Raw genomic sequence first — 24184 nt, 5'->3', positions numbered from 1 at the left:
CTGTCAAGCGTTTATTTTGAAGTTTTTTGCGAGAAACTCGTTTAGCTTCAAACACTTGACTCAACAGGGTGGCTGGCTTTGCTTCGCTACCGCGTTGGAGTGGTGCGCATTATAGGGCGGCTTTTCAGGAGGTCAACCTTTAATTTCAATAATTTAGAATCTTTTTGGAAAAGACCGCGTCAGGGCCACCAGGTGCTCGCCACAACACCTTCAGCGCCTATGAGATCGAGCGCCGCCCGCGCGGCGCTTCGCGGGACAAGCCCGCTCCCACATTTGTTGCAACGTGCCGAACCTGCCAGGCCATGGTTGCCTGCCTTGGTGCATGTCTTGAGACTGGTGAGGCGGCGGCAGCCGAGAAATTGTGTCAGACCAACAAGGCTGACAACCATGGCCTAACAGACATGGCCACGTTGCAACAAATGTGGGAGCGGGCTTGCCCCGCGAAGCGCCGCGCGGGCGGCGCTCGATATCACAGACACCAGAGGAGCAAAGACAGGCACCTTCCACAGCCAATCCCCTCCCAAGACAGGCCCATAGCCGCCCTGACGCACCCAACAATCAAAATCCAAACCCCAAAAACAAAACGGGGAGGCCTACCGGCCTCCCCGCTTCTATATAGCTACACCCAAAGCCAATCACTCAGCCTTCAAGGTAACCCGCGCAAACGACTTCTTGCCCGCCTGGCACACATGGGTAGCACCCAATGCAAACATGAAGTCACGATCAACTACCGCACCATCGACCTTCACCGCACCACCACTCAGCAAATCCCGCGCCTGCGCCGAGTTCTTCACCAGCCCAGCCCGGTTCAGCACGGCAGCAATCGGCAGGCTTTCCGCCGCAGTCACTTCGACTTCCGGCAGATCTTCCGGTAGCTCACCTTCCTTCATACGGTTACCTGCGGCACGATGAGCATTGGCCGCAGCCTCCTCGCCATGGAAGCGTGCAACGATCTCTTCCGCTAGCTTGATCTTGATGTCGCGTGGGTTGGCACCGTTGGCAACATCGGCACGGAACTGGTCGATCTCTTCCATCGAACGGAAGCTCAGCAGTTCGAAGTAGCGCCACATCAGGGTATCCGGGATCGATACCAGCTTGCTGTACATCACCCCCGGCGCTTCCTGGATACCCACGTAGTTGCCCAGCGACTTGGACATCTTCTTCACGCCGTCGAGCCCTTCGAGCAGCGGCATGGTCACGATGTTCTGCGCTTCCTGGCCATAGGCACGCTGCAGTTCACGCCCCATCAGCAGGTTGAACTTCTGGTCGGTACCACCCAGCTCGACATCCGCCTTCAGCGCCACCGAGTCATAGCCCTGCACCAGCGGGTACAGGAACTCGTGGATGGCGATCGGCTGGTTGGTGGTGTAGCGCTTGTCGAAGTCATCGCGCTCGAGCATGCGTGCCACGGTGTACTGCGACGCCAGGCGAATGAAGTCGGCCGGGGTCAGCTTGTCCATCCAGGTGGAGTTGAACGCGACCTCGGTCTTGGCCGGGTCGAGGATCTTGAACACCTGCTGCTTGTAAGTCTCGGCGTTTTCCAACACCTGCTCGCGGGTCAGCGGCGGGCGCGTAGCACTCTTGCCGCTCGGGTCGCCGATCATGCCGGTGAAGTCACCGATCAGGAAGATGACCTGGTGCCCCAGATCCTGGAACTGGCGCAGCTTGTTGATCAGCACCGTGTGCCCAAGGTGCAGGTCAGGCGCGGTCGGGTCGAAGCCGGCTTTGATGCGCAGAGGTTGGCCGCGCTTGAGCTTCTCCACCAGTTCCGACTCGACCAGTACTTCTTCCGCACCGCGCTTGATAAGCGCCAGCTGCTCTTCAACCGACTTCATAGACAAACCCGCAAGGCTCAGATTCAGGGGGAGCCAACCATACAAGATCGGCCGTCAATTACAAGTTTGGCAAAGGAATGTGACCCGAACACGGGCCTGCGGCGTCTACGCGCCCTTGCGTGAAAATGGATTTGGTTATATTTTATACAGTTATTTCATCTTCATCATGTCATTCATCTTTTCCATTTCACCTTTTTCAAAGTCACCTTGCCCATGACCAACGAACCGCCTAAAGCGCCCCCGCTTTATCCGAAAAGCCATCTGTTGGCCGCCAGCGGCATCGCCGCCCTGCTCAGCCTGGCACTGCTGGTGTTCCCCTCCAGCGAAGTAGAAGCCAAGAAAACCACCCTCAACCTCGAGCTGGAGAGCCCTGCCGAGCAGTTGAAGGACGAATCCCGCGCTGCGCCTCTGGTGCAGGCAGAAGGTGAGCAAGGCTCGCCATTCGCTCAGATCGAAGACACCGCCCCCGAGACCCAGAAGGCCGAACAGGATGCCCCTGCTGCCGAACCGGTCGTCGAAGCCGCCAAGGAGCCCAGCCACCGCGAAGTCACCGTGGCCCGTGGTGACACCCTGTCCACCCTGTTCGCCAAGGTCGGCCTGCCGACCAATACGGTGCACGACCTGCTGGCCAGCAACAAGCAGGCCAAGCAGTTCAGCCAGCTCAAGCATGGTCAGGTATTGCAGTTCGAGCTCGACAAGGACGGCCAACTGGCCAGCCTGCACAGCAAGGTCAGCAACCTCGAAACCATCCGCCTGACCAAGACCGCCAAGGGCTACACCTTCAACCGCGAAGTCAGCAAGCCGGTGGTGCGTACCGCCTACGCCCATGGTGTGATCAAAAGCTCGCTGTCGGCCTCGGCCCAGCGCGCCGGTCTGTCCCACAGCATGACCATGGACATGGCCCGCGTGCTGGGTTACGACATCGATTTCGCCCAGGATATTCGCCCCGGCGATGAATTCGACGTGGTCTACGAGCAGAAAGTGATGGACGGCAAGGTCGTCGGCACCGGCAACATCCTGTCCGCGCGCTTCACCAACCGCGGCAAGACCTACACCGCCGTGCGCTATACCAACAAGCAGGGCAACACCAGCTACTACACTGCCGATGGCAACAGCCTGCGCAAGGCCTTCATCCGCACCCCGGTCGACTTTGCCCGTATCAGCTCGCGCTTCTCCGCCGGCCGCAAGCACCCGATCCTGAACAAGATCCGCGCCCACAAAGGCGTCGACTATGCCGCCCCACGCGGTACTCCTATCAAGGCAGCCGGTGACGGCCGCATCGAACTGGCCGGGCGCCGCGGTGGTTACGGCAACACCGTGATCATCCAGCACGGCAACCGCTACAAAACGCTGTACGGCCACATGCAGGGCTTTGCCAAGGGCATCAAGACCGGCAGCTCGGTCAAGCAGGGCCAGATCATCGGCTATATCGGCACCACCGGCCTGTCCACCGGACCGCACCTGCACTACGAGTTCCAGGTCAACGGCGTGCATGTCGACCCGCTGAGCCAGAAAGTGCCGATGGCCGACCCGATCGCAAGGAACGAGCGCCAGCGTTTCCTGCAGCAGAGCCAGCCCCTGATCGCCCGTATGGATCAGGAAAAGGCCACCCTGCTCGCAGCGAACAAGCGCTAAGCCCATGGCGCTCTACCTTGGGGTGATGTCCGGCACCAGCCTCGATGGCCTGGACATTGCCTTGATCAAACAAGGCGAGCAGCTCGAACTGCTCGCCACCCACTACCTGCCCATGCCCGGCGACCTGCGCCAGGAACTGCTGAGCCTTTGCAGCAGCGGCCCTGACGAGATCGCCCGCGCCGCACTGGCAGAAAACCGCTGGGCCAGCCTGGCAGGCGAAGGCATCCGCCAACTGCTGGCCGGGCAAGGGCTGCAGGCCGATGCCATCCGCGCCATCGGCAGCCACGGCCAGACCATCCGCCATGAACCTGCACGCGGTTTTACCGTGCAGATCGGCAACCCGGCGCTGCTGGCCGAGATTACCGGCATCAGCGTGGTCGCCGACTTCCGCCGTCGCGATGTGGCGGCTGGTGGCCAAGGTGCGCCACTGGTGCCGGCCTTCCATGAAACCCTCTTCAGCCACCTCGGCCAGCGCCTGGCCATCCTCAACGTGGGCGGTTTCAGCAACCTCAGCCTGATCGAGCACGACAAGCCGGTTCACGGCTTCGACTGCGGCCCGGGCAACGTGCTGCTGGATGCCTGGATCGAGCGCAAGCGCGGCCAGGCCTACGATGCGGATGGGGCGTGGGCTGCCTCGGGTGTGGTGCAGGCCGACTTGCTCAGCGCACTGCTGGCCGACCCGTTCTTCGCCGGCAGCGGCCCGAAGAGCACCGGCCGCGAAGTGTTCAACCTGCCTTGGCTGGATGGCCACCTGGCCCGCTTGCCCGCTTACCGCGACGAGGACGTGCAGGCGACATTGCTGGAGCTGACCGCACGCAGCATCATCGACTCACTGAGCAACGCCCAGCAAGGCACCGAAGCGTTGCTGGTCTGCGGTGGCGGTGCGCGCAACGGGGCCCTGATGGCGCGCCTCGGCCAGTTGCTGCCCGACGCCCGTGTCGCCAGCACCGGTGCCCATGGCGTGGACCCGGACTGGGTCGAAGCCATGGCCTTCGCCTGGCTGGCCCATTGTTGCCTGGAAGGTATCGCCGCCAACCGCCCTAGCGTGACAGCGGCCAAGGGCCTGCGCGTACTCGGCGCAATCTACCCGGCCTGAGCGCTACGCCAGAAAGCAAAACGCCGCGCAATTGCGCGGCGTTTTCGTATGCCCAGGCCTCAGATCGAGAACGAGGAGCCGCAGCCGCAGGTGGTAGCAGCATTCGGGTTCTTGATCACGAAGCGCGAACCTTCCAAGCCTTCCTGGTAATCCACTTCGGCGCCGGCCAGGTACTGGAAGCTCATCGGGTCGACCACAAGGGAAACACCTTCACGCTCGACGATGGTGTCGTCTTCGGCCACGTCTTCATCGAAGGTAAAGCCATATTGGAATCCAGAGCAGCCGCCACCGGTGACGAACACGCGCAGCTTCAGACGATCGTTGCCTTCCTCGGAAACCAGGTTCTTCACCTTTTGCGCGGCGCCGTGGGTGAATTCCAAAGCCGTGGGGGTGAAGGTTTCGACGCTCATGTTGATTCTCCCGGCGCGGTAGCCGCCATAAAACTCGATGACGCGCATTATCCGCTTTCCCGAGAAAATCGGTCAAGAATTGTGCGGCTTTAGTCGCGACAAACAAAAAGGCCCGCACGACGCGGGCCTTTTCGGGTGCTGGCGGCTTACGGCAGCAAGCCCGCGTGGGACAGGCCCATGCGCTCGTCCAGGCCGAACAGGATGTTGAGGTTCTGCACCGCCTGGCCGGATGCGCCCTTGACCAGATTGTCGATCACCGACAGCACCACCACCAGATCACCACCCTGCGGGCGATGAACGGCAATGCGGCAGACGTTGGCACCACGCACGCTGCGGGTTTCCGGATGGCTGCCAGCCGGCATTACGTCGACGAACGGTTCATCGGCGTAGCGTTTCTCGAACAGCGCCTGCAGGTCGACCGAGGTGTCGGCGACGGTAGCGTACAAGGTGGCGTGGATGCCACGGATCATTGGCGTCAGGTGCGGCACGAAGGTCAGGCCGATATCCTTGCCAGCGGCCAGGCGCAGACCCTGGCTGATTTCCGGCAGGTGCCGATGGCCCTTCACTGCGTAGGCTTTCATGCTTTCGCCGGCTTCGCAGAACAGCGAACCCACCGCCGCGCCACGGCCAGCGCCGCTGACGCCCGACTTGCAGTCGGCGATCAGGCGTGACGCGTCGGCCAGGCCAGCTTCCAGCAGCGGCAGGAAGCCCAACTGGGTGGCGGTCGGGTAGCAACCCGGCACTGCGATCAGGCGCGCCTGGCGGATCTTCTCGCGGTTGACTTCAGGCAGGCCGTACACCGCGTCCTTGAGCAGCTCTGGCGCACCATGCGGCTGGCCGTACCACTTGCCCCACTCGGCGGCGTCCTGCAGGCGGAAGTCGGCCGACAGGTCGATCACCTTGGTACCAGCCGCCAGCAGCTCGCCGGCCAGGGCGTGGGCTACACCGTGCGGGGTGGCGAAGAACACCACGTCGCAGGCGGCCAGGGTCTTGCTGTCCGGCACGCTGAACGCCAGCCCGTCATAGTGGCCGCGCAGGTTCGGGTACATGTCCGCCACCGCAACGCCCGCCTCGGAGCGCGAAGTGATGACTGCCACTTCGGCCTGTGGATGCTGCGCCAGCAGACGCAACAGTTCGACGCCGGTGTAACCCGTGCCGCCGACGATACCGACCTTGATCATAACGCTTGCCCCTTATCAACGAGCCGTCTGGAAAGCGCACGATAATAGGGGCGCAAGGCGCCTGTAACAACTCTTCGGATGACCCTTCGGGCGCTTGACCACTACTATCTGACGACCGTGAATACCTGAAGGAACTCCCCCATGCTTTACCTATGGATCAAAGCGCTGCATATCGTCAGCGTGGTCTGCTGGTTCGCCGGCCTGTTCTATCTGCCGCGGCTGTTCGTCTACCACGCCCAGAGCCAGGACAGCATCAGCCAGGAACGCTTCGTGACCATGGAGCGCAAACTGTTCCGCGGCATCATGAACCCGGCGATGATCGCCACCTATGTGTTCGGCGCGTGGATGCTCTACCTCACTCCCGGCTGGCTCAGCCAGGGCTGGCTGCATGCCAAGCTGACCCTGGTCATCCTGCTGACCGTCTACCATCACATGTGCGGCGCACAGCGCAAACGCTTCGCCAGCGGCAGCAACACCCGCAGCCACGTCTACTATCGCTGGTTCAACGAAGTACCCGTGCTGTTCCTGCTGGGTATCGTAATTCTGGTGGTGGTCAAACCATTCTGACATTGCCACCCGCTCAAGGAGCCTTGCCATGTCGCTACCTGCCTCGCTCGAACAACGCCTGCGCCTGCCCGTGGTTGCCGCACCGATGTTCCTGATCTCCAACCCCAGGCTGGTACTGGCCTGCTGCGCCAGCGGCGTGGTCGGCAGCTTCCCCGCCCTGAACCAGCGCGACAGCGCCGGCTTCAAGGCCTGGCTGGAGGAAATCGAGGCAGGCCTGGTGCAACTGCAGGCGCCAGCGCCCTATGCCGTCAACCTGATCGTCCACCCGACCAACCCGCGCCTGCAGGCCGACCTGGCCCTGTGCGTGGAACACCGCGTGCCGATCGTCATCACCAGCCTCGGCGCGGTGAAGGAAGTGGTCGATGCGGTGCACGGTTACGGCGGCCTGGTGTTCCACGATGTCACCACCCGCCGCCATGCCGAGAAAGCCGCCGAAGCCGGTGTCGATGGCCTGATCGCCGTCGCCGCCGGCGCAGGCGGCCATGCCGGCACCTGGAGCCCGTTCGCCCTGGCCGCGGAGATTCGCCAGTTTTTCGACAAGACCCTGCTGCTGGCCGGCTGCCTCAACCACGGCCACGAGATCCTCGCTGCGCAAATGCTGGGGGCGGACCTTGCGTACATGGGCACCCGCTTCATAGCCACCGCAGAAAGCCAGGCCCCGGGCGCCTACAAGCAGATGCTGCTCGATGCCCATGCGGCCGACATCATCCACACCCCGGCGGTGTCCGGCGTACCTGCCAGCTTCCTGCGCCAAAGCCTGGAGCAGGCCGGCTATGACATGAACGCCCTGAAGAGCGGCCACGAGCAAGGCAAGCTCAAGCCGATCGACGACGAAGCCAAGGCCTGGAAGACCGTGTGGTCGGCTGGCCAGGGGGTCGGAGGTATCGACGACCTGCCCAGTGCCAGCGCGCTGATCGAACGGCTACGTGACGAGTACCGGGACGCCCTGCAGCGCTGCCAGGCCCTGCGCGCCCGTACCTTGTAGCAAAAGGCAACACCTTGCCCGGCCAAGCTGTACACTAGGCGCCCTCTTCAGCCCCCAGGAGCCTTGCATGACCCGTTACGCCATGATCACTGGTGCTTCCAGCGGCCTGGGCCTGGCCCTGGCGGAAGCCCTGGCGCGGCGCGGGCGCAACCTGATCCTGGTGGCACGCCAGCGTGAAACGCTGGAGCCGGTGGCCATCGAGCTGACCCAACGCTTCGGTGTCGAGGTGCTGTTCCGTGCCTGCGACCTCAGCCAGCCGCTGCGCCTGTCGGGCTTCGTGCTGGAACTGGAAGAAGGCGAGCGGCGCATCGACCTGCTGGTCAATTGTGCCGGCCTGCGCACCTACGGGCCATTCCTGGCCCACGAGTGGGCCGACGAGCAGGACCTGCTGGAAGTCAACGTGCTGGCCCTGAGCCGCCTGTGCCACGCCATCGGCAACCTGATGGCCGTGCAGGGCGGCGGGCAGATCCTCAACGTCGCCGGCCTGGCCGGGGTGGCGCCTGGCCCGTGGATGGCCACCTATGCCGCCAGCAAGGCCTATGTGCTGAGCTTCTCCCAGGCCCTGCGCGAAGAACTCAAGCGCACCGGCATAAAGGTCTCGGTACTGTGCCCAGGCCCGGTACGCTCCTCGCGCCGGCGCATTCCGCGGCTAGATGGCAAGCCGCGTTGCCTAAGCCCTGAGGAAGTGGCGCTGTACACCGTGCGTGCACTGGACAAGAACCGCGCACTGATCCTGCCCGGCCGGCGCAACCGCTGGCTGGCGTTCGTCCCGCGCCTGCTGCCGCGCTGGCTGCTGCGCAAGCTGGCCGGGGCCATCCACCGCCGCTATTGCCCGATCGGCATGGAATAGCCACTGGGCGAGCAGCGCCCGGCTGAGTACACTCGGCCCGACCCTCACCATGGAGCAAGTGTTGTGGACGATTTATTCATCAAGATCATCAACCGGGACATCCCGGCGAAGATTATCTACGAGGACGACCAGGTACTGGCGTTCCACGATATCGCCCCCCAGGCGCCGGTGCATTTTCTGGTCATCCCGAAAAAGCACATCCGCACCCTCAATGACTTGACCGAAGAAGACAAAGGCCTGGCTGGCCACATCCTGTTCACCGCCCAGCGCCTGGCCAAGGAACTTGGCTGCGAGGACGGCTTCCGCGTGGTCATGAACTGCAACGAGCAGGGCGGCCAGACCGTCTACCACATCCACATGCACGTGCTTGGCCAGCGCCAGATGCACTGGCCACCGGGCTGATCCACGGCAAGCGACCCTGCCACTATTGCGGTAAACTGTCGGGCACATTCTTGCGGAGGTGCCCGATGGCTACCGAACGTCACTACTCGCCGCTCGACCGCTTGTTGCTGCAGGCCGACACCGCCATGCGCACCTTGCTGCCCTTCAGCGGCCAACCCGCCCGTCCATCGCCTGCCATCGTCCAGCCGGACGTCGACCTGGACGAACAGCAAGCACGCCATGTTGCCGGGTTGATGCGCATCAACCACACCGGTGAAGTCTGCGCCCAGGCGCTGTACCAGGGCCAGGCCCTGACCGCCAAGCTGCCCGAAGTGCGCAAGGCCATGGAACACGCCGCCGAGGAAGAAGTGGACCACCTGGCCTGGTGCGAACAGCGCATTCGCCAGCTGAACAGCCACCCCAGCGTACTCAACCCTTTGTTCTACGGCATGTCGTTCGGCATCGGCGCACTCGCCGGGCTGGTCAGTGACAAGGTCAGCCTGGGCTTCGTCGCTGCCACCGAGCACCAGGTGTGCAAGCACCTCGACGAGCACCTGGAGCAGATCCCGCAGGAAGACGAAAAGTCCCGGGCCATCCTTGAGCAGATGCGCATCGATGAGGAACAGCACGCCGATTCCGCACTGGAAGCCGGCGGTTATCGCTTCCCCGCCCCTGTTCGCTTTGGCATGAGCCTGTTGGCCAAGGTCATGACCAAGAGCACCTACCGTATCTGAAGGCATCACCATGACGGACCGTTTCGACGCCAAGGACCTGGCGCGCGCCGTGCAAGCCGGCATTCTCCAGCCGGGCCAGGACGAGGCCCTGCTGGCTTTCCTGCGCCAGCAACCGGCACAACGTGGCAGTTTCCAGCTGGCCCATGTCGCTTTCTACTTCGGCGCCATGCTGATCATGGCTGCCATGGGCTGGTTGCTCACCGAAGCCTGGATGCGCATCGGCGATTGGGCGCTGCTGGTCATCGCCAGCCTCTATATTCTGCTGCTCACGCTGTTCGCCGTTAACCTGCAACGGCGCGTACAGCCCGTCGCGGCCGGGGTGCTGGCGGCGGTGGCAGTCAGCATCGTGCCGTTGGCGGTGTTCGCCATCGAACGGCTGGCCGGCTGGTGGCCGATGGATGATGCGCAGGCAAACTATCACCAGTACTACACCTACGTGCAGGGCGGCTGGTTGGCAATGGAAGCAGCCACGGTGCTTGCCGGGTTGTTGATGCTGCGGCTGATCCCCTACCCGTTCATCGTCATGCCGATTGCCGTGGCCTTGTGGTTCATGTCGATGGACCTGAGTGAATGGTTCTTCGGCTCGCCATTCAGCTGGGAGCAACGCCGCGAGGTTTCGTTATGGTTCGGGCTGGGGTTGCTGGTGGTGTTCGTCGGGGTAGACGGCCGCACGCACGAAGACTACGCCCACTGGGGTTATTTGGCCGGGCTGACGGCATTCTGGGGCGGGCTGACGCTGGTGGACAGCGGCAGCGAGCTGGGCAAGGCCCTGTACTGCCTGATCAATATTGCCCTGATGGGCATGGCGGTGCTGTTGCGCCGGCCTGTGTTCATGGTGTTTGGGGCGCTGGGGGTGGCGGCTTACCTGGGGTACCTGTCATACGAGGTGTTTGCCGACTCGCTGCTGTTCCCGGTGGTGGTGACCCTGATCGGACTGGGGGTTATCGGGCTGGGGCTGGTTTACCAGAAGCGGCGGGAGCGGCTGAGCCAAGCGTTGAGAAACGGATTGCCGCAATGGTTGCGGTCGACCCTTCCGGCCCTGCGCGACTGAAGATCGCCGGGGCCGCTTTGCGGCCCTTTCGCGACACAAGGCCGGTCCTAACGGTGGTACGCGATCCCTTGTAGGAGCGGCCTTGTGTCGCGATGGGGCGTGGAGCGGCCCCAAAATGTCAGCCTTGACCCAACTCTACAATCTCGTACCCGTGGGTAATCTCAACCCCGGCACGCTCGAGCATGATCGAAGCCGAGCAATACTTCTCCGCCGACAGCTCCACCGCACGCTTGACCTGGGCCTCTTTCAGCCCACGTCCCTTCACCACGAAGTTCATGTGGATCTTGGTAAACACCTTCGGATCTTCGCTGGCACGCTCGGCCTCCAGGAACGCCTCGCAGCTTTCCACCGCCTGGCGCGACTTCTTCAGAATGCTGACCACGTCAAAGCTGCTGCAGCCACCGAGGCCCAGCAACAGCATTTCCATCGGGCGTACGCCCAGGTTACGGCCGCCGGCCTCGGGCGGGCCGTCCATCACGACGACATGGCCGCTCCCCGATTCGCCGAGGAACATCGCCTCACCGGCCCACTGGATACGTGCCTTCATCTACCTGGACTCCTGATTATCAAAAAAGGGTGTCAGCTTAGACCTTGCGCAGCTGTGGGAAAAGTACGAGTCGTGTCGGTTTAGTACCGAAACATCCTGCAGTGTCTGATAAGCTGGCGCCAAATGACTGGCGCCCATCGCCAGCCAACCTCTATAAAAAGGCCTATGCGTCGTATCGAACAGGATTTCGTGATGATTGCCTCCGCACTACCCGCCAAGATCAAGAACATCGACAAGCTGCTTGTGCACTGCCAGCGCCGCCGCTATACCGCCAAAAGCAACATCATCTGCGCCGGCGACCGGGCCGAGACACTGTCGTTCATCATCAAGGGGTCGGTCACCATCCTCATCGAGGACGACGATGGCCATGAAATGATCATCGCCTACCTCAATAATGGCGACTTCTTCGGCGAGCTGGGCCTGTTCGAACCGGTCGAGGGTGAACAACAGCGCAGTGCCTGGGTGCGTGCCAAGACCGAATGCGAAGTAGCCGAAATCAGCTACGAGAAGTTCCGCGAACTGGCGCGCCAGGACCCGGAAATCCTCTATGCCCTGGGCAGCCAGATGGCCCAGCGCCTGCGCAACACCACGCGCAAGGTCGGCGACCTGGCGTTCTTCGATGTTACCGGGCGTGTCGCCCGTTGCCTGTTGGAACTGTGCAAGCAACCCGACGCCATGACCCACCCCGATGGCATGCAGATCAAGATCACCCGTCAGGAAATCGGCCGCATCGTCGGTTGCTCGCGGGAAATGGTCGGCCGCGTCCTCAAAGACCTTGAAGAACGCAGCCTGGTGCAGGTCAAAGGCAAGACCATGGTGGTCTACGGTACCCGCTAGTCCCTGGGCAGGTCGGCCAGTACCTTGGCATAGGCCTGCGAAAGCCGCTCGAACCATGGGGCCGCAGGCGCCACTTCGTGCAGGGCGATGTGCGCATCGGCGCGGCAGCGCTGCTCCAGCTCGCAACACTCGTTGAAACGGTTGACCGCCGCCACCATCGATTCACGCTCGTTGTCCAGCAGCAGCGCACCGTGCACCAGCACCACCGGGCGCTTGCCGCCCAGCCCCTGGCGCCAGCGCTGGGCGGTGCCCACCAGTTTGCGACCATTGAGGTTGACGTTATAGCGGCCATCGCAGAAGGCACCGTCAATTTCGCCCACCGACGCCACCCCGCCCCACTCGCGCAGCACATCGCATAGCGGCAGGCACAGGCGCTCGTAGGCGTTTTCGATACGGCCATGGTCGCCTTCGCTGCGCGGGGCGACATAGACCAGGGCAACGTTCACCGTGGAGTGTGACTGCGGCACCGGCTCGCCACCGGTTTCGCGCAGCAGCACCGGCCAGCCGGCAATCGCCAGCTCCGCGCAGGCGGCTTCGAAGTTGTCCAGACGGCTCATGCGCCGGGGCATGACCAGGGCGTGGTCGGTCGGGCGCCAGAACAGCACGCCACTGTCGCGCTCGCCGCGGCAGACGGCGGCCAGCAATTCCTGTTCGGCGTGCAGGCCTTGTTCTACGGTCAGGGCCAGGGGTTGATCGGTCATTGATCCACCTATGTTGTTGTTTTCACCGGTCTCTTCGCGGGCGAACCCGCTCCCACAGGGATATCGCAGATCCCAAAGGCAGTGACCATCCTGTGGGAGCGGGTTTTACCGAAGTGTCGGACCGCCGCGAAAGGGCCATACAGGCCTACAAAAAAGCCGGCATTAAGGCCGGCTTCGTTTCGATCAGTCCAGTTGCTGAACAGTCTTCTTCACCTGCTCCGGGAAGAACAACCGCTGCAGCTCAAGCCCTGGCTGCTCGGCGCGCATGAACGCCTCACCGACCAGGAACGAGTAGACCTCGTTGATCGCCATCAGCTCCACATCGGCCCGGTTCAAGATACCGCTCTCGGTGATCGCCAGGCGATCACGCGGAATACGTGGCAGCAGGTCGAGGGTGGTTTCCAGGCTGACCTCGAAGGTGTGCAGGTTGCGGTTGTTCACCCCCACCAGCGGTGTATCCAGGGTTTTCAACGCGCGCTCCAGTTCATCGCCGTCGTGCACTTCCACCAGCACGTCGAGGCCGACATCCTTGGCCGTGGCCGCCAGTTCGGCCATCTTCACGTCATCCAGCGCCGACACGATCAGCAGCACACAGTCCGCGCCGAGGGCCCGGGCTTCGACGATCTGGTACGGGTCAACCATGAAGTCCTTGCGGATCACCGGCAGCGACACCGCCGCACGGGCCTGCTGCAGGTACTCGTCGGCGCCCTGGAAGTAATCCACATCGGTCAGCACCGACAGGCAAGTCGCCCCACCCTTCTCGTAGCTGACGGCGATTTCCGCCGGCACGAAATGCTCGCGGATCACCCCCTTGCTCGGCGAGGCCTTCTTGATTTCGGCAATTACCGCCGGCTGCTTGCGCCCGGCTTGCTCGATCAGGGCCTTGGCAAAGCCACGCGGGGCGTCGGCGGCCTTGGCCAGGCCCTCCAGCTCGGCGAGGCTGACGCGCGCGCTGCGCTCAGCCACTTCCTGGAACTTGCGGGCAATGATCCTTTCCAGCACCGTCGGCACACTCATGCTTCGTTCTCCACCTTGAATACTGCAGTAAAGGCACCCAGCTCCTGCAGCTTCTCCCAGGCCAGCCCGGTGTGCAGTACGTCGTGGGCCAGTTCCACACCGGCTTTCAGGCTCATGGCATGGTCAGCGGCATACAGCGCCGCGCCCGCATTGAGCACGATCATCTCAGCGGCCTTCTGGCCGTTTTCGGTCTTGCGCCGGCCAAGCGCATCGCGGATCAGCTCCAGCGACGCCTGCGGGTTCTCGACGGCCAGGCCGTGCAGGCTCTGGCTCTTCATGCCGAGGTCTTCCGGCTCTACCCAGTATTCGGTGATTTCGCCATTCTTCAGTTCGGCGACGAAGGTAGGCGCAGCCAGGCTGAACTCGTCCAGGCCGTCCTTCGAGTGCACCACCAGCACGTGCTTGCTGCCCAGGCGCTGCAGTACTTCCGCCAACGGGCGGCACAGGGCTTGGGCGAATACACCGACCACCTGATGCTTCACCCCGGCCGGATTCGTAAGCGGGCCGAGCATGTTGAACAGGGTACGCAGCCCCAGGTCGCGACGCGGGCCGGCAGCGTGCTTCATGGCCGAATGATGGCTTTGCGCGAACATGAAGCCGATGCCCAGGCTGTCGATGCAGCGGGCCACCTGGGTGGGCGTCAGGTTCAGGTAGATGCCAGCGGCTTCCAGCAGGTCGGCACTGCCGCTCTTGCCCGATACCGCGCGGTTGCCGTGCTTGGCAACGGTGCAACCCGCCGCCGCCAGGACGAACGACGAGGCGGTGGACACATTGAAGATGTTGGCGCCATCACCGCCGGTACCGACGATATCGACCACGCCATCGAGGCTCTGCAGTTCGACCTTCTCGGCCAGCTCGCGCATCACCGACACCGCACCCACGATCTCGTCGATGCTTTCGCTCTTCATGCGCATGCCCATCAGGAAAGCGCCGATCTGCGCTTCGCTGCACTGGCCGGTCATGATCTGGCGCATGACGTCGCGCATTTCCTCGGTAGAAAGGTCAAGCTGGCCGACGATACGGCTCAACGCGCTCTTGATATCCATGTTCGATCCTTAGCGGCGGCCGCCGGTCTGCTTGAGGAAGTTGGCGAACAGTTCGTGGCCCTGTTCGGTCAGGATCGACTCGGGGTGGAACTGCACCCCTTCGATATTCAGCGTTTTGTGGCGCAGGCCCATGATCTCGTCGACCGAACCGTCAGCATGAGCGGTCCAGGCGGTCACTTCCAGGCACTCGGGCAAGGTTTCGCGCTTCACCACCAGCGAGTGGTAACGGGTCACGGTCAACGGGTTGTTGAGGCCGGCGAACACACCCAGGTCGCGGTGGTGGACCGGGCTGGTCTTGCCGTGCATTACCTGACGGGCACGTACCACATCGCCGCCAAAGGCCTGGCCGATGGACTGATGGCCCAGGCATACGCCGAGGATCGGCAGCTTGCCGGCAAAATGCAGGATGGCCTCGATGGAAACGCCCGCCTCGCTCGGCGTGCACGGGCCTGGAGATACGACGATGCGCTCGGGGTTGAGGGCTTCGATCTGGGAGATGGTCATTTCGTCATTGCGAATGACCTTTACCTCGGCACCCAGCTCGCCAAGGTACTGAACGACGTTGTAAGTGAATGAGTCGTAATTGTCGATCATCAGTAACATCGGGTTAAACCTCTTGAATCTACTGACTTCAGAATTCGAACCTTTCTGCACCCGCCAACAGGCGCGGCTTTGCCACAAGGTGCGGTAGACAGGAAGGCAAACGGGGGCGGGCCGGACGGGCCGGCAGAAGATAAAGTCAGGCGCGCCAACGCCAACGGGCGTGGGCCTTGATTACGCGCATCAAGAGTTTGCTGACGATCAACACAGGATAGGTCTCGCTCATACGTCACGGCACAGTAGCCTACCGGGGCGGCGGGCGCAATATGCCTGTAAACACGGGGAAACGAATGGACTTGGGAGGGATGCCCTGCGATTTGCTAAGGTCGATCGGGTTGTCCTTCATAAAAAACAAAGAAAAGGATATTCCCAGATGCGAAAAGCACCGTTATTGCGCTTTACCCTCGCCTCATTGGGCTTAGCCTGCAGCCAGGCCTTCGCCGCCCCCTCTCCCTACTCCAGCATGATCGTGTTTGGCGACAGCCTCAGCGACGCGGGACAGTTTGGCGGAGTGCGCTTTACCAACCGCGATGCCGATGGCAATTATGCGCCGGTGTCGCCGATGATCCTTGGTGGACGGCTAGGGGTAGACCCGACAGCGCTGGGCCCTTCCACCTCCCCCATCAACCCGGCACTGGGAGTTCCCGACGGCAACAACTGGGCCGTTGGCGGCTATACCACCCAGCAGATCCTGGATTCGATCACCACTACGTCCAAGACAGTCATCCCACCCGGGCGCCCCGGCGCCGGGCAGGTACTGCGAGAAAAACCGGGCTACCTGGCCAACGGCCTGCGCGCCGACCCCAACGCGTTGTACTACCTGACCGGTGGCGGCAACGACTTCCTGCAAGGCCTGGTCAAGAGCCCGGCCGATGCCGTTGCCGCTGGCACCCGCCTGGCCGAGAGCGCGAAGGCCCTGCAGCAAGGTGGCGCCCGCTACATCATGGTCTGGCTGCTGCCCGACCTCGGCCAGACCCCGAACTACAGCGGCACGCCGGGGCAGAACCAGTTGTCGCTGCTGTCCGGTGCGTTCAACCAGTCGCTGCTCAGCCAGTTGGGGCAGATCGATGCCGAAATCATTCCGCTGAACATCCCTGTGTTGCTGAGCGAAGCGCTGGCCAGCCCTGACCAGTTCGGCCTGGCCACCGGCCAGAATCTGGTCGGCACCTGCTACAGCGGTGAAGGCTGCCTGGAAAACCCGGTATATGGCATCAACGGCATCACGCCAGATCCGACCAAGCTGCTGTTCAACGACTCGGTGCACCCGACCATCGCCGGCCAGCAACTGATTGCCGACTACGCCTATTCGATCATCGCTGCCCCTTGGGAACTGACCCTGCTGCCGGAAATGGCCCACGCCAGCCTGCGCGCCCACCAGGATGAATTGCGCAACCAGTGGCAGACACCCTGGCAGGCAGTTGGCCAGTGGCAGGCCTTCGTCGCCACTGGAGCCCAGGACCTCGACTTCGACGGCCAGCGCAGCGCAGCCAGCGGGGACGGCCGCGGCTTTAACCTGACCTTGGGCGGCAGCTACCGCCTGAACGATGCCTGGCGCCTGGGCCTGGCCGGCGGCGTATACCGGCAGAAGCTGGAAGCCGGCGAACAGGACTCGGACTACAAGCTGGATAGCTACCTGGCCAGCGCCTTCGCCCAATACCGCCAGGACCGCTGGTGGGCCGACGCGGCGCTGACCGCCGGGCACCTGGACTACAGCGACCTCAAGCGCACCTTCGCTCTTGGCGTGAACGACCGCAGCGAAAAGGGCGACACCGATGGCGAGGCCTGGGCGATGTCAGGGCGGCTGGGCTACAACCTGGCGGCCGAGGGCAGCAGCTGGCAGCTGGCGCCGTTCATCAGCGCCGACTATGCACGGGTGAAGGTGGATGGCTATGACGAGAAGAGCGGGCGTTCGACGGCGCTGGGCTTCGATGACCAGGAACGTACCTCACGCCGTTTGGGCGTGGGGTTGCTGGGCAGTGTGCAGGTACTGCCGAGTACCCGGCTGGTCGCCGAGGTGGCACAGGAACATGAGTTTGAGGATGACCAGCAGGATGTGACGATGCACCTGACCAGCCTGCCAGCGAACGACTTCACCCTGACCGGGTATACGCCGCACAGCGACCTGACCCGGGCGAGCCTGGGGGTGAGCCATGAAGTGGTGGCGGGGGTGCATTTGCGCGGCAACTACAACTGGCGCAAGAGTGATAAGTTGACCCAGCAGGGGGTGAGTTTGGGCGTCAGCGTCGACTTCTGAACTGATGGGGCCGCTCTGCGGCCCCTATCAATTTATTTGGCCGAAGTCTGCTCAGCCAGCGCCACCGCGCGGAACATCGCCCGGCGCTTGTTGATGGTTTCTTCCCACTCCAGCGCCGGCACCGAGTCGGCAACGATGCCGCCACCGGCCTGCACATGCAGCTCACCGTCCTTGATTACCGCGGTACGGATGGCAATGGCGGTATCCATGTTGCCATTCCAGGCAAAGTAACCGACCGCCCCACCGTAAACCCCACGCTTGACCGGCTCCAGCTCATCGATGATCTCCATCGCACGAATCTTCGGCGCCCCCGAAAGCGTACCGGCCGGCAGGATCGCCCGCAATGCGTCCATCGCCGTCAGCCCTTCGCGCAGCTGGCCAGTGACGTTGGACACAATGTGCATCACATTGGAATAGCGCTCGATCACCATCTTCTCGGTCAGGCGCACGCTGCCAGTCGAGGACACGCGACCGACGTCGTTACGGCCCAGGTCGATCAACATCAGGTGTTCGGCAATTTCCTTGTCGTCCGACAGCAGGTCGTCTTCCAGCGCGCGGTCGGCCTCCTCGCTAGCTCCACGCGGGCGGGTGCCGGCAATCGGGCGCACGGTGACCAGGTTGTCCTCGACGCGTACCAGCACCTCGGGCGAGCTGCCGACCACATGGAAGTCGCCAAAGTTGAAGAAGTACATGTACGGCGTCGGGTTGAAGCAGCGCAGAGCGCGGTACAGGTCGATTGGCGCAGCCTTGAAGTCGATCGACATGCGCTGCGACGGCACCACCTGCATGCAGTCACCGGCCAGGATGTATTCCTTGATGCGTCCGACGGCGTTCTCGTAATCCTCGCGGGTATAGCTGGAGCGGAATTCCGGCTCGGCAGCCTGCGGGCCACCCAGCTCCAGGCCACGGCGTGGGGTGATCGGCTGACGCAGGGTTTCCAGCAGGCCTTGCAGGCGTGCCTGGCCGTGTTCGAAAGCCTGCTCTTCAGTCGGGTCGACCAGCACGATCGCGTGCATCTTGCCCGCCAGGTTGTCGAACACCACCACTGCATCGGACACCATCAACAGGATGTCCGGCACGCCCAGCGGGTCCGGGTTGGGGCAGGCGCCCAGGCGCTTCTCCACATAGCGCACGCAATCGTAGCCGAAGTAGCCGACCAGGCCGCCGTTGAAGCGCGGCAGGCCGGGGATATCGGCAACCTTGTAACGGTCCTTGAAGGTTTCGACGAAGGCCAGCGGGTCTTCGACATCGTGGCTTTCCACCTCCACCCCATCCTGCAGGATGCTGACGTGGTAACCGTGCACACGCATCACGGTGCGCGACGGCAAGCCGATCATGGAGTAACGGCCCCATTTCTCGCCGCCCTGCACCGATTCGAGCAGGTACGAGTTGGGCTGGTCGGCCAGTTTCAGGTAGATAGAGAGGGGCGTATCGAAGTCGGCCAGGGTCTCGCAGGCCAGGGGAATGCGGTTGTAGCCGGCAGCGGCCAGGCGCAGGAATTCTTCGCGGATCATGGGTAGCCTCGTGGCAAGCAGCAATAGGTCAGGCAAACGGACGGGCCGGCACGCGCCGGCAGGCTAAAGTCAGGCGCGCCAACGCCAACGGGCCAGGGCCTTGATGACTTTCATCCAGAATTTGCCAGTAACCGCCACGGTGGACTCTCTGTCTTGTGAGGCTTGAAGGTCCGCCAACGTTATCCCAGTGGCCGGGTCTGCGCAACCGGGCAACAATGCGCGCAGGTCGTCAATCACCAGACTGGGGGATTCGTCGTGGATCGGCCGGCCATGGTTGTAACCGTAGGTCAGCCCCACGCACTGCACGCCAGCCGCCTTGGCCGCCAGCACGTCACTGCGCGAATCGCCGACGAACAGCGACTGTTGCGGGGTAACGCCGGCCATCTGCATGACGAACAGCAGCGCCGCCGGGTCGGGCTTTTTCTGTGGCAGGGTGTCGCCGCCGATGATCCAGCGGAAGTAGTTGCCGATCTTCATCTGGTCGAGCAATGGGCCAACGAAGCGCTCGGGCTTGTTGGTGATCAGCGCCATCTCCACGCCCTGCTTGCGCAGCCAGCGCAGGGTGTCCTGCACACCGGGGTAGACCACGGTCAGTTCGTGGCTTTCGGCATAGGCATCCATGAACAATGCCAGCGCCTGGGCAGCCAGCACATCGTCCACCGCGGCGTGGTCGATACCACCGGCCAGCGCCCGACGCACCAACACCTGGGCGCCGTTGCCCACCCAATGGCGCACCGCCTCCAGACCTGCAGGCGGGCGCCCCAGTTCGAGCAGCATGCGGTCCACGGCGGCGGCCAGGTCTGGTACGGAATCGATCAGGGTACCGTCCAGATCGAACATCACCAGCCTGGGCAGCGTCCCCGGGAACAGCTGCTCGAAGCCGCTCATGGCCGGGCCTGAGCCAGTTCGGCGCGCATCCTGGCGATGACTTCCTGGTAGTCCGGGGCGTTGAAGATCGCCGAGCCGGCCACGAAGGTGTCGGCGCCAGCGGCAGCGATCTCGCGGATGTTATTGACGTTGACGCCACCGTCGATTTCCAGGCGGATATCACGGCCACTGGCATCGATCAGCGCACGCGCCTCGCGCAGCTTGTCGAGGGTACCAGGGATGAACTTCTGCCCGCCGAAACCTGGGTTGACGCTCATCAGCAGCACCATGTCGACCTTGTCCATCACGTACTTCAGGGCATCCAGGCTGGTGGCCGGGTTGAACACCAGGCCGGCCTTGCAGCCACCGTCCTTGATCAGTTGCAGCGAACGGTCAATGTGCTGCGAAGCTTCTGGGTGGAAGGTGATGTAGGTAGCGCCAGCTTCGATGAAGTCGCCGATGATGCGGTCGACAGGGCTGACCATCAGGTGCACGTCGATCGGAGCGGTGACGCCGTACTTGCGCAGGGCGGTGCAGACCATCGGACCGATGGTCAGGTTGGGCACGTAGTGGTTGTCCATGACATCGAAGTGGACGATGTCGGCACCCGCGGCCAATACCTTGTCGACGTCCTCGCCCAGACGGGCGAAATCGGCGGAGAGAATGGAGGGGGCAATAGCGTAGGGCTGCATGGCGCACCTGTTGGCAGAATCACGGTGGCGCGCATTGTAACCCAGGGAAGCGGATGAAGGCTGATTAGCATCAACCTGTACTGGCCTCTTCGCGGCTAAAGCCGCTCCCACAGGTGCACAAACCCTGTGGGAGCGGCTTTAGCCGCGAAGAGGCGAGCACAGGCAACATACCTTCAACCAGGCTGCTGGGTTCTCAGCTTCTCGCTACGCCCACGCAACCACTCCAGGGTCAGCAGCAGCACCACCGAGAAGGCAATCAGCAAGGTCGCCGCCGCGGCAATGGTCGGGCTCAGGTTCTCGCGAATACCACTGAACATCTGCCGCGGCAGGGTCGCCTGCTCCGGCCCGGCCAGGAACAGGGTCACCACTACTTCGTCAAACGACGTGGCAAAGGCGAACAATGCCCCCGAAATCACCCCAGGCGCGATCAGCGGCAGGGTCACCCGGCGGAAAGTCAGCAGTGGAGAGGCACCCAGGCTGGCTGCCGCGCGCACCAGGTTGTAGTTGAAACCCTGCAAGGTCGCCGACACGGTAATGATGACGAACGGCACACCCAGTACCGCATGTACCAGGATCAGCGAGGTGAAGCTGTTGCCCATGCCCAGCGGGGCGAAGAACAGGTAGCTGGCCACACCGATGATCACCACCGGCACCACCATCGGCGAAATTACCAGCGCCATCACCAGCGACTTGCCCGGGAAGTCGCCACGGGTCAGGCCGATGGCCGCCAGGGTGCCGAACACCATGGCCAGCACCGTGGCCGCCGGAGCGACGATGATGCTGTTCTTCAAGGCCCGCATCCACTCGGCCGAGCCGAAGAAGTCCTGGTACCACTGCAGCGAGAAGCCCTGCAGCGGGTACACCAGGAAACTGCCACTGTTGAACGATAGCGGCACGATCACCAGAACCGGCAGTATGAGGAACAGCAAGATCAAGCCGCAAAGAATGCGCAGGCTGTAGAACCACACCCGCTCCACGGGCGACATGTAAGGGCTCAGCATGACAAGGCTCCTCAGCTCAGGCGCAGGCGGCTGGCACCGACCAGCCAGCTATAGATCAGGTACAACAGCACGGTCGCCAGCAGCAACAGCCCACCCAGCGCGGTGGCCATGCCCCAGTTGATGCTGGTGTTGGTATAGAAGGCCACGAAGTAGCTGACCATCTGGTCGTTCGGGCTGCCCAGCAGTGCCGGGGTGATGTAGTAGCCGATGGCCAGGATGAACACCAGCAGGCAACCGGCGCCAACGCCGGCGTAGGTCTGCGGGAAGTAGACCCGCCAGAAGCTGGCGAACGGGTGGCAGCCCAGCGAGATCGCCGCGCGCATGTAGCTGGGCGAAATGCCCTTCATCACGCTGTACAGCGGCAGGATCATGAACGGCAGCAGGATGTGCACCATCGAGATGTACACGCCGGTACGGTTGAACACCAGTTCCAGCGGCTGGTCGATGATGCCCATGGCCATCAGCGCGCTGTTGATCAGGCCACCCGACTGCAGCAGCACGATCCACGCCGCCACCCGCACCAGGATCGAGGTCCAGAACGGCAACAGCACCAGGATCATCAGCAGGTTGCTCTGCCGAGTCGGCAGGTTGGCCAACAGGTAGGCCAGCGGATAGGCCAGCACCAGGCAAATGGCGGTAATCACCACACCCATCCACAGGGTGCGGGCGAAGATGTCCAGGTAAATGGCCTGGTCCGGGGTGGCCTTGGCCAGTTCGCCAAGGTCATCGATACGGTGGTCGAGCGAAGCCAACAGGTAGAACGAGGTGACCGTGCTGGTGTTGCGACGGATCGCCTGCCAGTAGGCCGGGTCGCCCCAACGCTCGTCGAGGGCCTGCAAGGCATCTTTATAGGAAGCAGGTTCGCTCTTGAACGGCAGCGCCCGCGCGGTCTTGGCCAACAGGCTACGATAGCCGGCCAGCTCCATGTTCAGGCGTTTGGACAGGTCGCCCAGGGTCTGGTTCTTGCGCGATTCGGCCAGGTCCTGGCTCAACGCCTTGTACACGTCCTCACCCGGCAGGCTCTTGCCATCCCACTGGGTGATGACGCCCACGGTGCGCGGCAGGCCGCCTACCACCTCCGGGTTACCGACGCTCTTGTACAGCAGGGCTGCGATCGGCACCAGGAACACCAGCAGGAGAAACAGCGCCAGCGGCGCGATCAATGCCTGCGCTTTCCAGCGGTTGACCCGCTCGGCATGCTTGAGGCGCTGCTTGAGACTTGGACCTGCGCCTTCTTTGAGGGGCACTGCAATGGCCATGGCGAACTCCGCGATACGAACTGAAAATGGGGCCGCTTTGCGGCCCCCTGCACTGGACGTTTACTTCTTCGCCGCCCAGGCGTTGAAGCGTTGCTCCAGCTGCTCGCTGTTATCGGCCCAGAAGGCGACGTCGATCTGCACCTGGTTGGCGATGTTTTCAGGCGTGGTCGGCATATCCTTCTTCACCGCGTCCGACAGCAGGCTCACGGCCTTGGAATTGGCCGGGCCGTAGGCGATGTTCTCGGAGTAGGTCTTCTGCTGCTCGGGCTGCACGCTGAAGGCGATGAATTTCTTCGCTTCCTCGACATCCTTGGCACCTTTTGGAATGGCCCAGGCGTCGAAGTCGTAGATGCCGCCGTTCCACACCACCTTGAGGTTGCTCTCTTTCTGCACCGCAGCGATGCGGCCGTTGTAGGCCGAGCTCATGACCACGTCACCCGAGGCCAGGTACTGCGGCGGCTGGGCGCCGGCTTCCCACCACTGGATGCTTGGCTTGAGTTCGTCGAGCTTCTTGAAGGCGCGGTCCACGCCCTCTTTGGTACCCAGCACCTGGTACACGTCCTTCGGCGCCACCCCGTCGGCCATCAGGGCGAATTCCAGGGTGTATTTGGCACCCTTGCGCAGGCCGCGCTTGCCCGGGAATTTCTTGGTGTCCCAGAAATCGGCCCAGCTGGTCGGTGCGGTCTTCAGCTTGTCGGCGTTGTAGGCCAGTACCGTGGACCACACGAAGAAGCCCACACCGCAGGGCTGGATGGCGCCCGGCACGTAGTCACCCTCGTTGCCGAACAGAGCCGGGTCGAGCTCTTCGAACATGCCCTCGTCACAGCCGCGGGCCAGCTCTGGCGACTCCACTTCCACCAGGTTCCACGACACGCTCTTGGTGTCGACCATGGCTTTGACCTTGGCCATTTCGCCGTTGTACTCGCCAGCGACGATCTTGCCTTTGCCGGCCTTCTCCCACGGCTCGTAGAACGCCTTGACCTGGGCCGCCTTGTTGGCGCCGCCGAACGAGACCACGGTGAGGTCTGCGGCCATGGCCTGGCCAGCGGCGAACAGCCCCAGGGCCAGGGCGGTCAGTTTCAACTGCTTGCGCATTATTATTCTCTCCACAGTACAGGGTTGGT

Annotated in this window: 24 protein-coding genes; 10 read left to right on the top strand and 14 right to left on the bottom strand. The window is 63.0% G+C overall.

Annotated features, from left to right (window positions below; all coding sequences use genetic code 11):
* Window positions 1-635 precede the first annotated feature (635 nt).
* Window positions 636-1835 carry a tyrosine--tRNA ligase gene (tyrS, locus tag CAY82_RS15950; RefSeq protein ID WP_087502068.1) on the bottom strand — a complete coding sequence of 400 codons (1200 nt, stop codon included), beginning with the start codon at window positions 1833-1835 and terminating at the stop codon, window positions 636-638.
* A 213-nt stretch (window positions 1836-2048) separates the two neighbouring features.
* Between tyrS and CAY82_RS15945 the strand changes: the two genes are divergently transcribed.
* Both CAY82_RS15945 and CAY82_RS15940 read left to right on the top strand, forming a co-directional pair.
* Window positions 2049-3470, top strand: a complete 1422-nt coding sequence (locus CAY82_RS15945) for a peptidoglycan DD-metalloendopeptidase family protein (RefSeq protein WP_087502067.1) — start codon at window positions 2049-2051, stop codon at window positions 3468-3470.
* Window positions 3471-3474: 4 nt separating this feature from the next.
* A complete protein-coding gene (locus CAY82_RS15940; protein ID WP_087502066.1) occupies window positions 3475-4566 on the top strand; it encodes an anhydro-N-acetylmuramic acid kinase in 1092 nt (363 codons plus the stop codon).
* Window positions 4567-4625: 59 nt separating this feature from the next.
* On the opposite strand, the gene erpA is transcribed toward CAY82_RS15940, so the two are convergent.
* Both erpA and argC read right to left on the bottom strand, forming a co-directional pair.
* The gene (erpA, locus tag CAY82_RS15935) at window positions 4626-4976 is read right to left on the bottom strand and encodes an iron-sulfur cluster insertion protein ErpA (RefSeq protein ID WP_015268740.1); all 351 of its coding nucleotides are present in this window, start codon (window positions 4974-4976) and stop codon (window positions 4626-4628) included.
* A gap of 146 nt (window positions 4977-5122) precedes the next feature.
* Window positions 5123-6157, bottom strand: coding sequence for an N-acetyl-gamma-glutamyl-phosphate reductase (gene argC, locus CAY82_RS15930; RefSeq protein WP_087502065.1), 1035 nt, complete (start codon window positions 6155-6157; stop codon window positions 5123-5125).
* Between the two features lie 141 nt (window positions 6158-6298).
* On the opposite strand from argC, the gene hemJ reads away from it, so the two are divergent.
* The 6 genes from hemJ (at window position 6299) to CAY82_RS15900 (ending at window position 10725) form a co-directional block, all read left to right on the top strand.
* Window positions 6299-6724: a protoporphyrinogen oxidase HemJ gene (gene hemJ / locus CAY82_RS15925; protein ID WP_003258833.1), complete on the top strand. Its 426-nt coding sequence runs from the start codon at window positions 6299-6301 to the stop codon at window positions 6722-6724.
* 28 nt (window positions 6725-6752) lie between these two features.
* Complete coding sequence (locus tag CAY82_RS15920; protein ID WP_087502064.1) at window positions 6753-7709, top strand: nitronate monooxygenase family protein; 957 nt, start codon at window positions 6753-6755, stop codon at window positions 7707-7709.
* A gap of 67 nt (window positions 7710-7776) precedes the next feature.
* Entirely contained in the window at window positions 7777-8559 is a 783-nt protein-coding gene (locus CAY82_RS15915) for an SDR family oxidoreductase (protein ID WP_087502063.1), read from the top strand.
* Window positions 8560-8622: 63 nt separating this feature from the next.
* Window positions 8623-8961, top strand: coding sequence for a histidine triad nucleotide-binding protein (locus CAY82_RS15910; protein WP_063914599.1), 339 nt, complete (start codon window positions 8623-8625; stop codon window positions 8959-8961).
* Between the two features lie 65 nt (window positions 8962-9026).
* The gene (coq7, locus tag CAY82_RS15905; RefSeq protein WP_087502062.1) at window positions 9027-9674 is read left to right on the top strand and encodes a 2-polyprenyl-3-methyl-6-methoxy-1,4-benzoquinone monooxygenase; all 648 of its coding nucleotides are present in this window, start codon (window positions 9027-9029) and stop codon (window positions 9672-9674) included.
* Window positions 9675-9684: 10 nt separating this feature from the next.
* Complete coding sequence (locus CAY82_RS15900; RefSeq protein ID WP_087502061.1) at window positions 9685-10725, top strand: DUF2157 domain-containing protein; 1041 nt, start codon at window positions 9685-9687, stop codon at window positions 10723-10725.
* A 118-nt stretch (window positions 10726-10843) separates the two neighbouring features.
* Here CAY82_RS15900 and CAY82_RS15895 read toward each other — a convergent pair whose 3' ends face one another.
* Window positions 10844-11272, bottom strand: a complete 429-nt coding sequence (locus CAY82_RS15895; protein ID WP_025337475.1) for an OsmC family protein — start codon at window positions 11270-11272, stop codon at window positions 10844-10846.
* Window positions 11273-11464: 192 nt separating this feature from the next.
* On the opposite strand from CAY82_RS15895, the gene crp reads away from it, so the two are divergent.
* Window positions 11465-12109: a cAMP-activated global transcriptional regulator CRP gene (gene crp / locus CAY82_RS15890; RefSeq protein ID WP_087502060.1), complete on the top strand. Its 645-nt coding sequence runs from the start codon at window positions 11465-11467 to the stop codon at window positions 12107-12109.
* On the opposite strand, the gene CAY82_RS15885 is transcribed toward crp, so the two are convergent.
* The 4 genes from CAY82_RS15885 to CAY82_RS15870 form a co-directional block, all read right to left on the bottom strand.
* Window positions 12106-12810 carry a lipoate--protein ligase family protein gene (locus tag CAY82_RS15885; protein ID WP_087502059.1) on the bottom strand — a complete coding sequence of 235 codons (705 nt, stop codon included), beginning with the start codon at window positions 12808-12810 and terminating at the stop codon, window positions 12106-12108. The genes crp and CAY82_RS15885 overlap by 4 nt on opposite strands.
* 183 nt (window positions 12811-12993) lie before the next feature.
* A complete protein-coding gene (trpC, locus tag CAY82_RS15880) occupies window positions 12994-13827 on the bottom strand; it encodes an indole-3-glycerol phosphate synthase TrpC (protein WP_087502058.1) in 834 nt (277 codons plus the stop codon).
* Window positions 13824-14873 carry an anthranilate phosphoribosyltransferase gene (gene trpD, locus CAY82_RS15875; protein ID WP_087502057.1) on the bottom strand — a complete coding sequence of 350 codons (1050 nt, stop codon included), beginning with the start codon at window positions 14871-14873 and terminating at the stop codon, window positions 13824-13826. The genes trpC and trpD overlap by 4 nt, the downstream gene beginning before the upstream one ends.
* 9 nt (window positions 14874-14882) lie before the next feature.
* Window positions 14883-15476 (bottom strand): aminodeoxychorismate/anthranilate synthase component II, encoded by a 594-nt coding sequence (locus tag CAY82_RS15870; RefSeq protein WP_087502056.1) that lies wholly within the window; start codon window positions 15474-15476, stop codon window positions 14883-14885.
* Between the two features lie 370 nt (window positions 15477-15846).
* On the opposite strand from CAY82_RS15870, the gene estP reads away from it, so the two are divergent.
* A complete protein-coding gene (gene estP / locus CAY82_RS15865) occupies window positions 15847-17727 on the top strand; it encodes an esterase EstP (RefSeq protein ID WP_087502055.1) in 1881 nt (626 codons plus the stop codon).
* A gap of 32 nt (window positions 17728-17759) precedes the next feature.
* Here the strand turns inward: estP and trpE are convergent, their stop codons facing one another.
* The 6 genes from trpE to CAY82_RS15835 all read right to left on the bottom strand — a co-directional run bounded on the left by trpE (window position 17760) and on the right by CAY82_RS15835 (window position 24155).
* Window positions 17760-19241: an anthranilate synthase component I gene (trpE, locus tag CAY82_RS15860; RefSeq protein ID WP_087502054.1), complete on the bottom strand. Its 1482-nt coding sequence runs from the start codon at window positions 19239-19241 to the stop codon at window positions 17760-17762.
* 69 nt (window positions 19242-19310) lie between these two features.
* Window positions 19311-20129, bottom strand: a complete 819-nt coding sequence (locus tag CAY82_RS15855; RefSeq protein WP_087502053.1) for a phosphoglycolate phosphatase — start codon at window positions 20127-20129, stop codon at window positions 19311-19313.
* Window positions 20126-20800, bottom strand: coding sequence for a ribulose-phosphate 3-epimerase (gene rpe, locus CAY82_RS15850; RefSeq protein WP_038408593.1), 675 nt, complete (start codon window positions 20798-20800; stop codon window positions 20126-20128). The genes CAY82_RS15855 and rpe overlap by 4 nt, the downstream gene beginning before the upstream one ends.
* Before the next feature lie 173 nt (window positions 20801-20973).
* Window positions 20974-21801 (bottom strand): ABC transporter permease, encoded by an 828-nt coding sequence (locus tag CAY82_RS15845; protein ID WP_013970603.1) that lies wholly within the window; start codon window positions 21799-21801, stop codon window positions 20974-20976.
* Between the two features lie 11 nt (window positions 21802-21812).
* A complete protein-coding gene (locus CAY82_RS15840; RefSeq protein ID WP_013970602.1) occupies window positions 21813-23060 on the bottom strand; it encodes an ABC transporter permease in 1248 nt (415 codons plus the stop codon).
* A 60-nt stretch (window positions 23061-23120) separates the two neighbouring features.
* Window positions 23121-24155 (bottom strand): ABC transporter substrate-binding protein, encoded by a 1035-nt coding sequence (locus CAY82_RS15835; RefSeq protein ID WP_087502052.1) that lies wholly within the window; start codon window positions 24153-24155, stop codon window positions 23121-23123.
* Window positions 24156-24184 lie beyond the last annotated feature (29 nt).

Source organism: Pseudomonas sp. SID14000, assembly GCF_002165135.1.
Classification (GTDB): domain Bacteria; phylum Pseudomonadota; class Gammaproteobacteria; order Pseudomonadales; family Pseudomonadaceae; genus Aquipseudomonas.
The sequence above is the reverse complement of the archived record's forward strand: the minus strand, read 5'-3'. Positions and strand labels throughout refer to the sequence as shown.

What these genes read in the sequence shown, in the direction of transcription:
- tyrS (WP_087502068.1), bottom strand. Translation starts at nt 1,835, where the DNA reads ATGAAGTCGGTTGAAGAGCAGCTGGCGCTTATCAAGCGCGGTGCGGAA.
- CAY82_RS15945 (WP_087502067.1), top strand. Translation starts at nt 2,049, where the DNA reads ATGACCAACGAACCGCCTAAAGCGCCCCCGCTTTATCCGAAAAGCCAT.
- CAY82_RS15940 (WP_087502066.1), top strand. Translation starts at nt 3,475, where the DNA reads ATGGCGCTCTACCTTGGGGTGATGTCCGGCACCAGCCTCGATGGCCTG.
- erpA (WP_015268740.1), bottom strand. Translation starts at nt 4,976, where the DNA reads ATGAGCGTCGAAACCTTCACCCCCACGGCTTTGGAATTCACCCACGGC.
- argC (WP_087502065.1), bottom strand. Translation starts at nt 6,157, where the DNA reads ATGATCAAGGTCGGTATCGTCGGCGGCACGGGTTACACCGGCGTCGAA.
- hemJ (WP_003258833.1), top strand. Translation starts at nt 6,299, where the DNA reads ATGCTTTACCTATGGATCAAAGCGCTGCATATCGTCAGCGTGGTCTGC.
- CAY82_RS15920 (WP_087502064.1), top strand. Translation starts at nt 6,753, where the DNA reads ATGTCGCTACCTGCCTCGCTCGAACAACGCCTGCGCCTGCCCGTGGTT.
- CAY82_RS15915 (WP_087502063.1), top strand. Translation starts at nt 7,777, where the DNA reads ATGACCCGTTACGCCATGATCACTGGTGCTTCCAGCGGCCTGGGCCTG.
- coq7 (WP_087502062.1), top strand. Translation starts at nt 9,027, where the DNA reads ATGGCTACCGAACGTCACTACTCGCCGCTCGACCGCTTGTTGCTGCAG.
- CAY82_RS15900 (WP_087502061.1), top strand. Translation starts at nt 9,685, where the DNA reads ATGACGGACCGTTTCGACGCCAAGGACCTGGCGCGCGCCGTGCAAGCC.
- CAY82_RS15895 (WP_025337475.1), bottom strand. Translation starts at nt 11,272, where the DNA reads ATGAAGGCACGTATCCAGTGGGCCGGTGAGGCGATGTTCCTCGGCGAA.
- crp (WP_087502060.1), top strand. Translation starts at nt 11,465, where the DNA reads ATGATTGCCTCCGCACTACCCGCCAAGATCAAGAACATCGACAAGCTG.
- CAY82_RS15885 (WP_087502059.1), bottom strand. Translation starts at nt 12,810, where the DNA reads ATGACCGATCAACCCCTGGCCCTGACCGTAGAACAAGGCCTGCACGCC.
- trpC (WP_087502058.1), bottom strand. Translation starts at nt 13,827, where the DNA reads ATGAGTGTGCCGACGGTGCTGGAAAGGATCATTGCCCGCAAGTTCCAG.
- trpD (WP_087502057.1), bottom strand. Translation starts at nt 14,873, where the DNA reads ATGGATATCAAGAGCGCGTTGAGCCGTATCGTCGGCCAGCTTGACCTT.
- CAY82_RS15870 (WP_087502056.1), bottom strand. Translation starts at nt 15,476, where the DNA reads ATGTTACTGATGATCGACAATTACGACTCATTCACTTACAACGTCGTT.
- estP (WP_087502055.1), top strand. Translation starts at nt 15,847, where the DNA reads ATGCGAAAAGCACCGTTATTGCGCTTTACCCTCGCCTCATTGGGCTTA.
- trpE (WP_087502054.1), bottom strand. Translation starts at nt 19,241, where the DNA reads ATGATCCGCGAAGAATTCCTGCGCCTGGCCGCTGCCGGCTACAACCGC.
- CAY82_RS15855 (WP_087502053.1), bottom strand. Translation starts at nt 20,129, where the DNA reads ATGAGCGGCTTCGAGCAGCTGTTCCCGGGGACGCTGCCCAGGCTGGTG.
- rpe (WP_038408593.1), bottom strand. Translation starts at nt 20,800, where the DNA reads ATGCAGCCCTACGCTATTGCCCCCTCCATTCTCTCCGCCGATTTCGCC.
- CAY82_RS15845 (WP_013970603.1), bottom strand. Translation starts at nt 21,801, where the DNA reads ATGCTGAGCCCTTACATGTCGCCCGTGGAGCGGGTGTGGTTCTACAGC.
- CAY82_RS15840 (WP_013970602.1), bottom strand. Translation starts at nt 23,060, where the DNA reads ATGGCCATTGCAGTGCCCCTCAAAGAAGGCGCAGGTCCAAGTCTCAAG.
- CAY82_RS15835 (WP_087502052.1), bottom strand. Translation starts at nt 24,155, where the DNA reads ATGCGCAAGCAGTTGAAACTGACCGCCCTGGCCCTGGGGCTGTTCGCC.